Source organism: Kribbella sp. NPDC005582 (genome assembly GCF_040605415.1).
GTDB lineage: Bacteria > Actinomycetota > Actinomycetes > Propionibacteriales > Kribbellaceae > Kribbella.
The window spans coordinates 555129-570643 of record NZ_JBEXCU010000004.1 but is presented as its reverse complement, the minus strand read 5'-3'; the positions used below and the strand labels follow the sequence as shown (position 1 = coordinate 570643).

At 70.1% G+C, this 15515-nt stretch carries 13 protein-coding genes; 10 read left to right on the top strand and 3 right to left on the bottom strand.

Annotation, left to right across the window (positions count from 1 at the left end; translation table 11 throughout):
* The first annotated feature begins 22 nt into the window (after positions 1-22).
* The 9 genes from ABZS29_RS25880 to ABZS29_RS25840 all read left to right on the top strand — a co-directional run bounded on the left by ABZS29_RS25880 (position 23) and on the right by ABZS29_RS25840 (position 12288).
* The gene (locus tag ABZS29_RS25880; RefSeq protein ID WP_355465373.1) at positions 23-2320 is read left to right on the top strand and encodes a M64 family metallopeptidase; all 2298 of its coding nucleotides are present in this window, start codon (positions 23-25) and stop codon (positions 2318-2320) included.
* 107 nt (positions 2321-2427) lie between these two features.
* Complete coding sequence (locus tag ABZS29_RS25875) at positions 2428-2925, top strand: anthrone oxygenase family protein (protein ID WP_355465371.1); 498 nt, start codon at positions 2428-2430, stop codon at positions 2923-2925.
* A gap of 19 nt (positions 2926-2944) precedes the next feature.
* Positions 2945-3772 (top strand): TIGR03936 family radical SAM-associated protein, encoded by an 828-nt coding sequence (locus ABZS29_RS25870; RefSeq protein ID WP_355465369.1) that lies wholly within the window; start codon positions 2945-2947, stop codon positions 3770-3772.
* A 142-nt stretch (positions 3773-3914) separates the two neighbouring features.
* Positions 3915-7457, top strand: coding sequence for an Rne/Rng family ribonuclease (locus ABZS29_RS25865; RefSeq protein WP_355465367.1), 3543 nt, complete (start codon positions 3915-3917; stop codon positions 7455-7457).
* A 162-nt stretch (positions 7458-7619) separates the two neighbouring features.
* Positions 7620-7934 (top strand): 50S ribosomal protein L21, encoded by a 315-nt coding sequence (rplU, locus tag ABZS29_RS25860; protein WP_355465582.1) that lies wholly within the window; start codon positions 7620-7622, stop codon positions 7932-7934.
* 12 nt (positions 7935-7946) lie between these two features.
* Positions 7947-8207 carry a 50S ribosomal protein L27 gene (gene rpmA, locus ABZS29_RS25855; RefSeq protein ID WP_132405181.1) on the top strand — a complete coding sequence of 87 codons (261 nt, stop codon included), beginning with the start codon at positions 7947-7949 and terminating at the stop codon, positions 8205-8207.
* A 111-nt stretch (positions 8208-8318) separates the two neighbouring features.
* Complete coding sequence (gene obgE / locus ABZS29_RS25850) at positions 8319-9902, top strand: GTPase ObgE (RefSeq protein WP_355465365.1); 1584 nt, start codon at positions 8319-8321, stop codon at positions 9900-9902.
* A 6-nt stretch (positions 9903-9908) separates the two neighbouring features.
* The gene (proB, locus tag ABZS29_RS25845) at positions 9909-11021 is read left to right on the top strand and encodes a glutamate 5-kinase (RefSeq protein ID WP_355465363.1); all 1113 of its coding nucleotides are present in this window, start codon (positions 9909-9911) and stop codon (positions 11019-11021) included.
* A gap of 22 nt (positions 11022-11043) precedes the next feature.
* Entirely contained in the window at positions 11044-12288 is a 1245-nt protein-coding gene (locus ABZS29_RS25840) for a glutamate-5-semialdehyde dehydrogenase (protein WP_355465361.1), read from the top strand.
* Here ABZS29_RS25840 and ABZS29_RS25835 read toward each other — a convergent pair.
* Both ABZS29_RS25835 and ABZS29_RS25830 read right to left on the bottom strand, forming a co-directional pair.
* On the bottom strand, positions 12273-12977 hold the full coding sequence (locus tag ABZS29_RS25835) for a 4'-phosphopantetheinyl transferase superfamily protein (RefSeq protein WP_355465359.1): 705 nt from the start codon (positions 12975-12977) through the stop codon (positions 12273-12275). The two genes, ABZS29_RS25840 and ABZS29_RS25835, sit on opposite strands and share 16 nt — an antisense overlap.
* The gene (locus tag ABZS29_RS25830; protein WP_355465357.1) at positions 12956-13819 is read right to left on the bottom strand and encodes a winged helix-turn-helix transcriptional regulator; all 864 of its coding nucleotides are present in this window, start codon (positions 13817-13819) and stop codon (positions 12956-12958) included. Before ABZS29_RS25830 ends, ABZS29_RS25835 begins: the two co-directional genes overlap by 22 nt.
* Positions 13820-13901: 82 nt before the next feature.
* On the opposite strand from ABZS29_RS25830, the gene ABZS29_RS25825 reads away from it, so the two are divergent.
* Positions 13902-15098 carry an MFS transporter gene (locus ABZS29_RS25825; protein WP_355465355.1) on the top strand — a complete coding sequence of 399 codons (1197 nt, stop codon included), beginning with the start codon at positions 13902-13904 and terminating at the stop codon, positions 15096-15098.
* Here ABZS29_RS25825 and ABZS29_RS25820 read toward each other — a convergent pair.
* The gene (locus tag ABZS29_RS25820) at positions 15028-15480 is read right to left on the bottom strand and encodes an Lrp/AsnC family transcriptional regulator (RefSeq protein ID WP_355465353.1); all 453 of its coding nucleotides are present in this window, start codon (positions 15478-15480) and stop codon (positions 15028-15030) included. The genes ABZS29_RS25825 and ABZS29_RS25820 overlap by 71 nt on opposite strands.
* Positions 15481-15515: the final 35 nt, after the last annotated feature.

The following is a 15515-nucleotide window of genomic DNA, read 5'->3' as shown; positions in this document are numbered from 1 at the left end:
CGCCAGGGGCAGGGGAGATGTCGTGAGGACCATACGTTTGACGGCAGTGGTCGGCGTGCTCGCCGCCGCTCTAGTAGGAACCGGTACGACGGCGCAGGCCGACGAGCTGGCCCCGGAGGCGAAGGTGGTCCCGCTCCAGGTGACCGGCCCGGCCGCCTCCCGGTTCAACCTGATCGTGATGGGCGACGGCTACACCGCGACCGACCTGCCGAAGTTCCGCGAGCAGGTCGACAAGCACCTCAACGTGCTCTGGAGCATCGAGCCGTTCAAGTCGTACCGCAACTACTTCAACGTGTACGCCGTGGAGATCGCCTCACCGCAGAGCGGCGTCGACTGTGATCCGAACCTCACCTCGCCGAAGGTCGATACCCCGCTCCAGATGGGTTTCTGGGGCGGTTGCAACCCGAACAGCGTCCAGCGCCTGCTGACCGTCAGCTCGACCGCCGCGATCTCGTACGCCGACCTCGTCCCCGGCACCACGTCGGGCAACCGCCAGATTCTTGCCATCGGCAACAGCGACACGTACGGCGGCGCCGGTGGCACGTACGCGACCGCCTCGGGCGGCAATGCGCTCTCGGCCCTGATCACCCCGCACGAGCTCGGTCACTCGCTCGGCGGCCTGCAGGACGAGTACGACTACTACGCCCGAGGCGACCGCGGAGCGCCGTACGAGGGGGCGGAGCCGTCGTCGATCCACCACTCGTTGCTGACTGAGCAGCAGATGCGTGACCAGCAGCAGAAGTGGTTCCGCTGGCTGGGGGAGCGGTCGGAGTCCGGCGGGACGATCGGGCGCTACGAAGGCGGCATGTACGCCGGTTCCGGCGTCTGGCGGCCGAGCCGGCACTCGATGATGAAGACGCTCGGCTACTACTTCGACCAGATCTCGCGGGAGCGGATGACGCAGCGGATCTCGTCCCGCGCCAACCTCTTCCAGGCAAGTACGCCGGCCGGTGACGTCGCCGCGGACCAGGTCGTCTGGCTGCAGACCCTGCACCCGAGCAGTCACGAGCTCGACGTCACCTGGACCCTGGACGGGCGGACCCTGCCGACCGGCAACCGGCGGGCGGTCGACCTGGCCACGCTCGACCTCGCACCCGGCCGGCACACGCTCACCGCCAAGGTCGTCGATCCGACCGACTTCATCCGCGACCCCGCCGTCCGGCCGACCGCGTCCCGGACCTGGACGGTCGACACAGGCCTGACCGCCAGGTCCACGACCGCCGCCAAGCCCGCGACCGCCGTCGAGCCCGCGACCGCCCCGGTTGCCTTCACCGGTTCGACCGCCACCGATCATCCGGTCAGCGCCGACGAGGTCGTGTACGCCGAGACCACCCAGCCGGACACCGAGCAGCCGGCGATCAGCTGGCGGGTGGATGGTCAGCCGGCCGAGAACCCCGGGAACGACCGCGACTTCGACCTCGGCGCGCTCGGTCTGACCGGTCGCCACACGCTGACCGCGACCGTCGGGACCCAGACGCTGACCTGGCAGGTCGATGGCGTCGAGCCGACGGTCACCTCGACGCTGTCGAAGCCGCTCCTGGCGATCCAGAAGCCGACCGGGCCGGAGTACATCTACAACGACGCCTTCACGATGAAGCTGGCCGCGACCGACGACAGCACCGGGTACGTCGTACCGGAGTTCGGCGTCGACGGCGACGGCTGGTTCAACTACTTCGGCTGGCCGACCGATGCGTCCGCGCCGTGGAAGTTCACCGCGGAGGGGACGGCAATCGACCAGCTCGTCTACGGCAAGCTCGGCGTACCGCGGGTGGTGCCGTGGGACGACGTGCCGCCGGGCTACGGCCGGCACCAGGTCGAGTACCGGGCCATCGATGCCTCCGGCAACATCGGGACCCCGCGCCGGTTCGCGGTCACGCTGCTGCGGCCGGCTCCGGCCTGTACGACGACGATCACCGGGACCCGCAACGGCCCGCTGGTAGTGGGATCCGGGGTCACCTGCTTGACCGGGGCAACCGTCAACGGGCCGGTCCAGATCTCCGCCGGGGCCTCGCTGGTCGCGACCGATGCGCGCATCTCGGGACCGGTCAACGCGACGAAGGCGGCCGACGTACATCTGCTGCGTACGGCGGTGCGCGGGCCGGTCTCGCTGTCCGGAACCACGCGCAGCGCGGCGCTGATCGGCAGCACGATCAGCGGCCCGGTCTCGGTCAGTACGGCGAGCACTGGTGAGCCGGTGGCGATTGCCGGCAACTCCGTCGGCGGTCCGCTGTCGTGCTCCGGGAACACCGCCGTACCGACGAATCTGGAGGCGCCGAACCAGGTCGCCGGACCGCGCTCCGGGCAGTGCGCCAAGCTCTGAGTCACTCGGACATGGAGCTGAGTTTCGGCGACATGTCGGTGGCCGGCTGGCTGCCATAACTTCTCAGTACGGCGGGGACGACACCTCGCCGTACTGGGAGGAGTGACATGAACGGACTGCGGGTGGCGGCGCTGATGGCGGCCACGATCACGACCGGCCTGATGACCGGGGCCTACTGGGCCTACGGGACCGCCTTCATGCCCGGACTGGCGAAGGTCGACGACAAGACGTTCGTCGCGGCGTTCCAGGCGGCCGACCGGGCGATCGTGAACCCGGTCTTCCTCGGGATCGGCTTCGTCGGGACCCTGCTGCTGACCGGGCTGGCCGGGCTGCTGAGCATCAAGGAGAAGGCACTGCCGTGGATCGCGGCCGCCTTCGTGCTCTACCTGATCACGATGATCGTCACGGTCGCGGTCAACGTCCCGCTGAACGACGCCCTCAAGGCGGCCGGTGACCCGAACACCATCGACGTCACCGCCGCCCGGGCCGCCTTCGACGAGGCCCGCTGGCGCACCTTCAACAACCTCCGCACCGTGGTAGCCCTGGCCGCCTTAACCCTGCTGACCTGGGCCCTCTACCTCACCGGCAAGTCCGCCCAGCCGTAGCTCCTGACAGAATGCGGGGGTGGCACCTGTTCAAGCTCCGCCGTCGCAGCAGCTCCCCGCGGTCCAGAAACTCCGAATCCGGTTCGCCAAGCGCGGGCGGCTGCGATTCACCTCACACCGCGACTTCCAGCGGGCGTTCGAGCGCGCCGTCCGGCGCGCCGACCTCCCGGTGGCCTTCTCGCACGGCTTCAGCCCGCACCCGAAGATCTCGTACGCCGGCGCCGCGCCGACCGGCGCCGCCTCCGAGGCGGAGTACTTGGAGATCTCGCTCACACAGGAGCGGGACGCCGAGCGGGTCCGGGCCGCCCTGGACGAGGCGCTGCCGCCGGGGCTGGACGTCCTCGAGGTGGTCGTCGCCGGGCCGGGCGCGCTGGCCGACCGGCTCGAGGTCAGCGAGTGGCGGATCGCGTTGCCCGGGGTGGATCCGGAGCCGGCCGCGGCGGCGGTCGAGACGTTCCTCGCCCGGACCGAAATCACGGTCGAGCGCATGACCAAACGGGGACTTCGCTCGTTCGACTGTCGGGACGCCGTTCTCCGACTCACCGTCGGGAGTGAACCGGGGTCGGTTGAGACATGTGCGATACTGCAAGTGGTGTTACGGCACGGAACCCCGGCCGTGAGACCCGACGACGTTCTCGCCGGCTTGCTCGAAGTAGCGACGCTCCCGGTGACGGGCCCGGCTCTTCTGACCAGGCTCGCCCAGGGCCCGCTGATCGCGGCAACCGGCACAGTGGACGACCCGCTCGCTCGAGACCGCGACGCCAACCAGGCGACCGCGACCGGCCAAGCGAGTCCCCACCAGACGCATACCGCGGAGGGCGACGCCGCCGCTCCCGCTGTGCCCTGAAGCGCGGTCGGAGCGGATCCAGCAGGCTTCCGTCGCCCGGGCTCACTCGCCAGGAGCGGCGAACCGTGACCGCCAGGTGGCAGCGCCGGACCCGTGACAGGGGTGACGGGATGCGCCTCCCGGCTTGAGGAGACCGCACCACATGCTCGACAACGAGCCGACCACCGAGGCAGCCGAGGCTGCCCCCGCGTCTTCGAAGAAGACCGTCACCGCCAAGAAGACGGTGAAGAAGACCGCCGCGAAGAAGACCACCACGACCCCGCGCAAGCGGACCGCCAAGGCGGCCGCCGCCGAGGTGCCGACGCAGTCCGACGACGTGGCCGCCGATCCGGCGCCGCGCACGGCCAAGAAGGCGGTGGCCAAGAAGGCCGCCGCGAAGAAGGCCCCGGCGAAGAAGGCCGCCGCCGAGGCCCCGGCCAAGCGCACCGCGACCAAGCGCGCCGCCAAGAAGACCGCCGCCGAGCCGACGAGCACCGTCGACGCCGGCCCGGTCGTCGAGACACCCGCCCCGGTCAAGGCCACCCGCAAGCGCACCACCAAGAAGGCCGCCGCGACCCTGATCGCGACCGACAGCCCCGTCACCGACGGCCCTGTAGCCGACGCCGAGCTGCCGCCCGCCGAGGCGCCCGCCGCCCCGGCCCGCCGCACCCGCTCCCGCCGCGGCGCCGCTGGCGACACCACTGGTGCCACCACCGCGAGCGACGCCACTGGTGCGACCGCCGCCGCGGATGCGCCCGCCGCCGCTGCCCCCACCCGCCCGACCACCTTCACCGGCAGCTCCCACGTCGTGAGCAGCTCCGCGCCCTCGACCGGCACCGCAGCCTCGGCCACCGGCGACTCGGCCAACTCGAGCCGTGCGACCACCGCCGCCGATTCCAGCGCCGCCGACTCCGCCGCCGGAGCTGACTCCGCTGCGGGAACCGGCTCCGGCCGCACCACCAAGCGCACTTCGCGGCGCCGCGGCGGCCAGTCCGCCGCCGACGCGCCCGCTGCAGCTGAAGCGGCCCCGCTCTTCCCGACGGCAGACGAGACGGCGGCCGAGGCCGACGTACCCGCCGCGGAGCCCACCACCCGCCGTACGCGTCGTGGCGCCCCCGCCGCGGCGGCGGTGCTGTTCCAGGCGCCGACCGTCCCGCCGGCCGACGTACCGGCGCAGGCCGCGGCCACCAGCCCGGTCGAGGCCACCGAGGCCGCCCCGACGACCCGCAGCTCGCGGAGCCGTCGCGGTGCCAAGGCCACGCAGGTCGACGAGACCGTTCAGGCGACCGACGCTGAGGCTCCGATCGCCGAGCCGGGTGACGACGAGCAGCCGACCACCTCACGCCGCCGCCGGAGCCGTCGCGGCCGCGACGCGGAGGCTCGCGAGGAGATCGCCGAGCCGATCGTCGAAGAGCTCGAGGACGACGAAGAAGACGACGAGACCGAGGCCGACGAGACCGCCGAGGACGAGACCGGCGACGTCCAGGCCGAGGACGGCGAGGACGACGGGGACGACTCCGCCGAGGGCACCCGCCGCCGGCGTCGCCGCCGCGGTGGCCGCCGTCGCCGCAAGACCGGTGACGCCGACGACAGCGCCGACGACACCGACGAGCAGGACAGCGACGACGCCGACAGCGCCGTCGCCGACGACGAGCAGGACGGCTCGGCCGACGACGGTGAGGACAGCGGAAGCTCCTCGCGTCGCCGCCGTCGTCGCCGTCGCCGCAAGGGCGAAGAGGGCGCGACCGCGGCCGACGACCCGGAGGAGATCGTCGTCCGGGTTCGCGAGCCGCGCAGCAAGAACACGGCCAACGAGGTCACCGCGATCGAGGGCTCGACCCGGCTGGAGGCGAAGAAGCAGCGCCGCCGCGAGGGCCGCGCCGCCGGTCGTCGTCGCGCGCCGATCGTGACCGAGGCCGAGTTCCTGGCCCGGCGCGAGTCGGTCGAGCGGGCGATGGTGATCCGGTCGCGAGGCGACCTGACCCAGATCGCGGTCTCCGAGGACAACGTGCTCGTCGAGCACTACGTCACCACGGCCGAGCAGAGCTCACTGATCGGCAACGTGTACCTCGGTCGCGTGCAGAACGTGCTGCCCAGCATGGAGGCGGCGTTCATCGACATCGGCAAGGGCCGCAACGCGGTCCTGTACGCCGGTGAGGTCGACTGGGCCACGCTCGGCGGGGCCAACGGCCCGCGCAAGATCGAGCAGGTGCTGAAGTCCGGCCAGTCGGTCCTGGTCCAGGTGACCAAGGACCCGATCGGCCACAAGGGCGCCCGGCTGACCAACCAGATCAGCCTGCCCGGCCGGTACGTCGTCTACGTCCCGCGCGGCGGCAACGGCGGGATCAGCCGCAAGCTCCCCGACACCGAGCGGAACCGGCTCAAGACCATCCTCAAGGACATCATCCCGGACGAGGCCGGCGTGATCGTCCGGACCGCGGCCGAGGGCGCGACCGAGGAGGAGCTGACCTCGGACGTCACCCGCCTGCAGTCGTACTGGACGGAGATCGACAAGAAGTCGAAGGGTGGCCAGGCGCCCGCGCTGCTGCACGGTGAGCCCGACCTGCTGATCCGGGTCGTCCGCGACCTGTTCACCGAGGACTTCTCCAAGCTGGTCATCTCCGGTGACGACGCCTACGACCAGGTCAAGGACTACGTCTCGTACGTCGCCCCGCACCTGGCCGACCGGGTCGAGAAGTGGAGCTACGCCGACTCCGGCGACGTGTTCGCGAACTTCCGGATCGACGAGCAGATCAAGAAGGCGCTGGACCGCAAGGTCTGGCTGCCGTCGGGTGGTTCGCTGGTCATCGACCGGACCGAGGCGATGACGGTGGTCGACGTCAACACCGGCAAGTTCACCGGCTCCGGCGGCAACCTCGAGGAGACCGTCACCAAGAACAACCTGGAAGCGGCCGAGGAGATCGTCCGTCAGCTCCGGCTGCGCGACATCGGCGGCATCATCGTGATCGACTTCATCGACATGGTCCTGGAGTCGAACCGCGATCTGGTGATGCGCCGGCTGGTGGAGTGCCTGGGCCGGGATCGGACCAAGCACCAGGTGGCCGAGGTCACCTCGCTCGGCCTGGTCCAGATGACCCGGAAGCGGATCGGTACCGGCCTGCTCGAGGCGTTCAGCGAGAACTGCGACCACTGCGGTGGCCGCGGCCTGATCCTGCACGACGAGCCGAAGGAGTCCCGGCGCCGGGACGGTGGCCGCGGCAACCAGGGCGGCGGTAACCAGAGCAACGGTGGCAACCAGAGCAACTCTGGCAACCAGAGCAACGGCAACGGCCCGGAGCAGGCCAAGCCGGCTGCGCAGGCCGAGGACGCGGGCCGGAAGAGCTCCCGCCGCCGGCGCGGCAAGGGCCGCTCCGACGAGGAGACCGCCGAGACGGAGACCGCGCAGCACCATGCGGACGCCGCTCAGCGACTGGCCCAGATCGCTGCGGCTTCGGCGAAGAAGGAGGCCGAGGAGTCGGCCACCGGTACGCCGGAGCCGACCGGCTATCCCGTGTCCGGCCAGTCCGACGAGCCGGTGAGCCCGGAGGCGACCGGTTTCCCGCCGGCCGACGTACCGGCTGACGAGGCGGACGCCGGGCAGAACGGCGCCAAGAGCACGCGACGCCGGCGCAGCAGCCGGAGCCGCGGTAAGGCGGCCGGTGAGGCTTCGGAGACACCTTCGGAGCTGGTCTCGGCCGGGCAGTAACCCGATTTCCAGGATGCTGCGTCCGCGTAGTATCCTGGTCTTTCGGTACGCCCGAGGCGTACCGACTTGTGTGTTGTGAGTGTGTTACTGGGGCATTGCCACCGGTGACGGACCAGCACGCTGTGTACAGAACTTCCGATCCAGCAGAGAGTGAGATCCACGGTGTACGCGATCGTGCGCAGTGGCGGCACCCAGCAGAAGGTCGCCGTCGGCGATGTCATCGAGATCGACAGCCTGACGGACGCGGTGGGCGACACCGTCGCGCTGCCGGCAGTCCTGGTCGTCGATGGCGACACCGTGACGACCGATGCAGCGGCGCTGGCCAAGGTTGCCGTGTCGGCTGAGGTTCTCGGCCGCACCAAGGGACCCAAGATCCACATCCTGAAGTACAAGAACAAGACCGGTTACCGCAAGCGCCAGGGGCACCGTCAGCACTACACCCAGGTCAAGGTCACCGCGATCGACGCGAAGAAGTGAGCTGATTAGAAAATGGCACACAAAAAGGGCGCAGCCTCGACCCGCAACGGTCGTGACTCCAACGCGCAGCGGCTCGGCGTGAAGCGGTACGGCGGCCAGCTGGTCAACGCCGGCGAGATCATCGTCCGGCAGCGCGGCACGCACTTCCACCCGGGCAACCTGGTGGGCCGCGGCGGCGACGACACGCTGTTCGCACTTGCCGAGGGCAAGGTGGAGTTCGGCACCCGGCGCGGTCGTCGCGTCGTGAACATCGTCCCGGCCCCGGCGGAGTAACACCGCCACCCGGGTTTGTAACAGCTCTTTCAGGAGGGCGGGTCGCGGAATACCGCGCACCCGCCCTTTTGCTGTCTCAGTAGTACCTCAACAGGAAGTAGAGAAGCACCGATGGCGATCCCCAGCTTTGTCGACCGCGTGACGGTGCACGTCACCGCGGGCCGCGGCGGACACGGATGTGCCTCGGTGCACCGGGAGAAGTTCAAGCCCCTCGGCGGTCCCGACGGCGGCAACGGCGGTGACGGCGGCAGCGTGATCCTGCGCGTCGACCCGGACACCACCACCCTCGTCGACTACCACCGCTCCAGCCACCGTACGGCGACGAACGGTGCCCAGGGCAAGGGTGACCACCAGGCCGGCAGCAACGGCGACAGCGTGGTGCTGCCGGTTCCGGACGGCACCGTGATCAGCACCCCCGACGGTGAGATCCTCGCCGACCTCGTCGGCCCCGGCGCCGAATTCGTTGCTGCTCAAGGCGGCAAGGGCGGTCTGGGCAACGCGGCGCTGGCCAGTAGCGCCCGCAAGGCACCCGGTTTCGCGCTGCTCGGTGAGGACGGCGAGGAGCGCACGCTCGTCCTCGAACTGAAGGTCGTCGCGGACATCGGTCTGGTCGGTTTCCCGAGCGCCGGCAAGTCGTCGCTGATCGCGTCGATCAGCCGCGCCCGGCCGAAGATCGCGGACTACCCGTTCACCACCTTGATCCCGAACCTCGGCGTCGTCGTCGCCGGCGAGACCACCTTCACGGTGGCCGACGTACCGGGCCTGATCGAGGGCGCCAGCCTGGGCCGCGGGCTCGGGCACGACTTCCTGCGGCACGTCGAGCGGTGTGCGGCACTCGTGCACGTCATCGACTGCGCGACGTACGAGCCGGGCCGCGACCCGCTCAGCGACCTCGACACGATCGAGGCCGAGCTGACCGCGCACGGCGGGCTCGAGGACCGGCCGCGACTCGTTGCCCTGAACAAGATCGACGTACCGGACGCCCGTGAGATCGCGGCGATGGTGCAGGGCGAGCTGGAGCAGCGTGGACTGCGGGTGTTCCCGATCTCGACCGCGAGCCACGAGGGCCTGGAGGCGCTCAAGTTCGCGATGGCCGAGATCGTCGTCCGCCGCCGCGCGGAGCAGGAGAAGCCCGATACCACGCGGATCGTGATCCGGCCGCAGGTCCAGGGCGGGCCCGAATTCAAGGTGAAGAAGCTGCCGGAGGACGGCGGCTGGCTGGTGCAGGGCGCCAAGCCCGAGCGCTGGGTCAAGCAGACCGACTTCACCAACCCGGAGGCCGTCGGCTACCTCGCCGACCGGCTGAACCGGCTCGGCGTTGAGCGTCAGCTGCTCGAGCTCGGCGCGATGGCCGGCGACGGGGTCATCATCGGCGACGGCCCGAACGCGGTCATGTTCGACTTCGCGCCCGAGGTTCAGGCCGGTGCGGAGCTGTTGTCCCGGCGCGGCGAGGACCAGCGGCTCGAGGAGGACCGGCCCGCGCTGCAGCGCCGTCGGCGCAAGGACGAGGAGTACCACGCCCTTCGGTCGGGCGAGGCCAAGACCGACCTGTCGGAGTACGGGCAGGGCTGGGTCGAGGACGAGGTCGACCTCTCCCCGGCCGAGGCGAAGCGAGCGGCGGAGAAGGCGGAGAAGCTGGCGCGCAAGGAAGCGCGCGAGCTGGCTCTGCAGCAGGAACTCGACCAGAACGGGTAACACCTGATGGATCAGCGCGCGGAGGCCGTCGAGGCCACGCGAATCGTCGTCAAGGTCGGCTCGTCGTCGCTGACCCAGCGCGGCCGGATCGATCTGGACCGGCTCCGGCCGCTCGTCGACGCCATCGCGGCGCGCCGGGCGACCGGGACCGAGGTCGTGCTCGTCTCCTCGGGGGCGATCGCGGCCGGGCTGGCGCCGATGGGGTTGCGATCGCGACCGCGTGACCTGGCCACCCAGCAGGCGGCCGCGTCGGTAGGCCAGGGCGAGCTGATGGCCCGCTACAGCGACGCGTTCGCCACGCACAACCTGCGGGTCGGCCAGGTGCTGCTGACGGTCGACGACGTGACCCGGCGCAGCCACTACCGCAACGCGTTCCGGACGTTCGCTCGCCTGCTCGAGCTGGGCGTCGTACCGATCGTGAACGAGAACGACACCGTTGCCACCACTGAGATCCGCTTCGGCGACAACGACCGGCTGGCCGCGCTGACCAGCCACCTCGTGCACGCCGATCTGTTGCTGCTGCTCTCCGACGTCGACGGCCTGTACGACGGCGATCCGCGCAAACCCGGCACGACGATGGTCACCGAGGTCCGTGGCGCGGCCGATCTGGAGCCGCTCGCGATCGGCAAGACCGGCTCGTCCGGCGTCGGAACCGGCGGCATGCAGACCAAGGTCGAGGCAGCCGCGATCGCCACCGAGGCCGGCATCCCCGTCGTCCTGACCTCGGCTGCACTCGTCGCAGACGCCTTGCAGGGCAAGCGTGTTGGCACTCTGTTCCACCCGACTGGCCGTCGGCAGAAGACGCGCATGCTCTGGCTCGCGCACGCCACCTCCGGCGTCGGCATCCTGCGCCTCGACGAAGGCGCGGTCCGAGCCGTGACAGAGCGCCGTACGTCGCTGCTGCCGGCCGGCATCGTCGCCGTCGAAGGCATTTTCTCGGCGGGGGACCCGGTCGATCTCCTCTCGCCGTCCGGCGTCGTGGTCGCCCGCGGGCTGGTCAACTACGACGCTGTGGAGCTTCCCGGTCTGCTCGGCCGCTCGACCCGCGACCTCGCGCGCGAGCTCGGCCCGGCGTACGAACGAGAGGTCGTCCACCGAGACGACCTGGTCCTGTTGTGATCGCCGAATTTAGGATGAACACGTGAGCGAGATCATCGAACTGGCCCGGCGGGCGCGAGAAGCGTCGTACGCGTTGGCGGAAGCCTCGCGGGCGACCAAGGACGCGGCGTTGCACGCGATGGCGGCGGCGCTGCGGGCTCATAGCGATGACATCGTGGCGGCTAATGCTGTCGATGTCGCGGCGGCCCGCGAAGCCGGTACGCCGGAATCGACCGTCGACCGGCTTGCCTTGGATGCCAAGCGGGTGGATGGGATGGCGGCCGGACTGGAGCAGTTGGCCGGTCTGACCGATCCGGTCGGCGAGGTCGTGCGCGGCTACACGCTGCCCAACGGTCTGGAGCTTCGCCAGGTCCGCGTTCCGTTCGGGGTCGTCGGGATCATCTACGAGGCCCGGCCGAACGTGACGGCCGACGCGGCCGGCATCTGCCTCAAGTCGGGCAACGCCGTGCTGCTGCGTGGTTCCTCGTCGGCGGCCGCCTCCAATGTCGCGATCATCGACGTACTGCGGGAGGCCGCGGCGTCGGTGGGGTTGCCGGCCGATGTGGTGCAGGGTGTGCCGACGGATCGGGCCGCGGTCAAGGAGCTCATGCAGGCGCGCGGGCTGGTCGACGTACTGATTCCGCGCGGTGGCGCCGGGCTGATCCAGACCGTGGTCAGCGAGTCGACCGTGCCGGTGATCGAGACGGGTGTCGGCAACTGCCATGTGTACGTCGATGCCGACGCGGATCTCGGGCTGGCGCTGGCGATCCTGCTGAACTCGAAGACCCAGCGGCCGAGCGTGTGCAACGCTGCCGAATCTTTGCTGGTGCATTCTGACGTGGCCGCTGAGTTTTTGGCACTTGCCCTTCCTGCGTTGGCGTCTGCGGGTGTGACGGTGCACGGCGACCCTGCGGTGGTTGCTGCTGGCAAGGATGTTGTCGCGGCGACCGACGAGGACTTCGGAACCGAGTACAACTCACTCGACCTGTCGGCCGCGGTGGTCTCATCGCTGGAGGATGCCGTCCAGCACATTCGCCGCTACAGCTCCGGTCACACCGACGCGATCATCACCCGCTCGCAGGCGGCCGCGCGTCGCTTCGTGCAGGCGGTCGACTCGGCGGCGGTCGTGGTCAACGCGAGCACGCGGTTCACCGACGGCGGCGAGTTCGGCTTCGGCGCGGAGATCGGTATCTCGACGCAGAAGCTGCACGCGCGCGGCCCGATGGGCCTGCCGGAGATGACGTCGACCAAGTACGTCGTGACCGGCGAAGGTCAGATCCGGAACTGATTCGCAGTCACCATGAGCGGCTCTGCGCTGAGAACAGCCAGAGCCGCCACATGATCGGGGTCGGTGGGCTCACTTGTCGGCTCGCCCACCGGCAGGTCTACCAGGTGCGCCGGCCCTTCGCGCCCCTCCCACCTCACCACAGCGCCCGGCTGATCCGGGGCGCTCACCACCACGGACTGCAGCCCCGCGATCCCGTCTCCGGTCGCCTTGAGCAGCGCCTCCTTGCGCGTCCAGTACCTCGCGAATGCCCACGGCTTGTCGGACGCCTTGGCCAACTCCGCCAGCTCCTCCGGCGCCAGGCTCATCCGTGCGATGCCGTCGACATCGAGCTTCGGGTCGATCTGCTCCACGTCGAGCCCGACCGGCGCCGTACCGATCGCCAGGCCGACCCAATCGCCTGAATGCGACACCGACAACTCGATGCCCTCGGCCCGGACCTTCCCATGCGGCTTTCCGCAGTCCCGGCAGGTCCGATCCAGTGCGACGCTTGCTGGCGGCAACGACATGCGGGCTCCGAGCAACCGCCGTACCAGCGTCACTCCGAGCAGGAACCGAGCCTTGTCCTCGTCACGCCGGTACGCCGTGTAGCGCTGCTGCTCGATCGCGTTGAGATCCGCGACGAACTCCGGCTGTGCCTGGTCGATCCGCGCCCACCACACCTCGACGTTCACGCCGTCGCCAGCGCCCACTCGACTGCCTCCGCGATATCGGTCACCGGGTACTTCACTGCGTTGACCACCCGATCCGCGCCGATGACGAGAACGACTCGCTTCAGACGCTCGTATCCACCGGCTCGGAACGTCGGCAACCGTAGCGCCGCGGCCAGCTGCAGTTCCACATCCGACAGCAGGAGCTGCGGGACTTCCTCGGCCGCGGCGAACGCCTGCTGCTCATCCGTGCGCTGCGTGCTGACTCCTCGCACCGTGACGTTGTGTGCTTTGAACTCGTCGTACTTCGCTGCGAACAGCCGGTTCTCCAGCGTGCACCCCGCCGTACCGGCGATCTCCATCCACCCCTCCGGCAACGGCGTCGGCCGGCCAGTCGCGGGGTAGCCGAACAGCACCGTCGACCGCGCCTCCCCATCCACCACATCCACCGCCGTACCGGCCGTAGACGGCAACACCAACCGCGGCACCCGCCGCCCAACAAGCTCATGCACGCGCTGCGCAGGCGCCTCGCCAACCGCATTCGTCCCGGTCAGCTCGCCGTCGCCGAGCAGCCAGCGGTCGCCCCAGTCCTGCAGCGCGACCAGCACGGGCAGCAGTGCCCGTCCGCGTGGCGTCAGGCCGTAGGCATAGCGCGTCGGTCGCTCCTGGTACGCCGTCCGCTCGACGACTCCCGCGTCGACCAAGCCGCCGAGCCGCTCGGTCAGCACCTTGCGGGAGATGTGCAGCGACTCCGCCAACTGGTCGAACCGGTCGAGCCCGCGGGCGAGGTCGCGGACGATCAGCAGCTCCCAGCCGTCGCCGATCACGCCGAGGGACTGTGCGATCGCGCAGTCCGGCTCGGGCGAGAAGGTGCTCCGTCGCACGGCCGACCCCCAATCCGGTTGCCACTACGCTAGCGGGCGCAGTAAGTTCCTCTAGGGAACTCACTCTAGCTCGGGGGTAGCGATGTACTGGCGCCGGATCGCCGAACTGCCCACCTGGCTGCGCGCCGTGATGATCGGCCAACTGGTCAGTGCGGCGGGGGCGCTGGCCTGGCTCTACCTGACCCTCTACCTCGTGCAGGACCGCGGGATGTCGGCACAGCAGGCCGGGTTCGCAGCCGCGGCGTACGGGGTGGGTCTGGTTGGCGGCAATCTCAGCGGCGGGTGGTTCGGCGATCGCTTCGGTCTGCGGACTGCTGCTGTGATCAGCCAGCTGACTTGGGCGATCACCTGTGCCGCGATGCCGCTGGCCCCGAACGCGTGGCTGGCCGCGCTCGGTGCGCTGGCCGGTTTGTGCGGGGGAGCGACTCGGCCGAATCTCAGTGCGCTGGTCGCGATCTCGCTGCCGGTCGAACGTCGTCGCGAGGGGATCGCGCTGTCGCGGACCGCGAGCAACGCCGGGTTCATGATCGGACCGCCGCTGGGTGGGCTGGTCGCGGCGTACGACTTCTCGCTGGTGTTCGTGTTCGATGCGGTGACCAGTCTGGTGCTGGCGTTCGTCATCTGGCGCTGGGTTCCGGCCGCGCGGCGGGTTCCTGTCGTCGCGCGGCCGTCGGGTTCGCTGCTGAAGGACCGGTCGTTGCTGATCCTGCTCGGGATGATCGTGGTGGTCGACACCGCCTGCCGGCAGATCTACGTGACCATGCCGCTGCTGCTCCGGGACGCCGGTTCGCCGCCGGTCGCGTACGGCGTACTGATCGCGGTGAACTCGATCTTGATCGTCTGCTTCGAGGCTGCGCTCGCGGTCCGGCTGCGCGCGCATCAGGCGCTGCGCGTGATCGCGGTCGGATGTGCGCTGGTCGGTATCGGCCTCGCGGTCCTCGGGATCTGGCCGGCGTTGATCGGTGCGGTGGTCGCGGTCATCGTCATCACCGCGGGGGAGATGCTCTACAAACCGACCGCGACCGCGCATGTCGCCGACCTGGCGCCCGAGGGGATGGTCGGGCGCTACTCCAGCCTGTACGCCGCTGCTTCGGTCAGCGGGATGTTCCTCGCCCCGGCGCTCGGTGGTGTCGCGTACGAGCACGTGCCGCGGCTGCTGTTCCCTGTGGCGGCGGGCCTCGCGATCGCGGCGGGCGCCGTACTGGGGGTCACTCGTCGGGCAGCGGTGCGGGACGCCCTTCCCAGCGGGTCGACAGCACCACTGTCGTCCGGGTCCTGACCACGCCGTTCACGCGGCGCAGGGAGCCAACGACGGCCTCCAGTTGACTGACGTCGGCCACCCGGATCTTCACCACCAGCTCCTGGTCGCCCGCCACGAACCAGCAGTCCTCGACCGCGGGGATCTCGCGAACCTGATCGACGATGTCGTCGGTCTCCACGTCGTCGCGCTGGAACAGGCCGATCAACGCGCTGGTGCCGAGCCCGACCTCACTGGGCGCGACGATCGCGCGGTAGCCGAGCAGGACGCCGCGTTCCTCGAGCCGGCGGACCCGTTCCTGGACGCTCGGACCGGACAGGCCGACCACCCGGCCGAGCTCCGCCCAGCTCGAGCGGCCGTTCAGCCGTAGTGCCTCGATCAGTTGCCGATCGATCACGTCCATATCGGGTGAACCTCCTGTTCACTGCAGATTCGTAG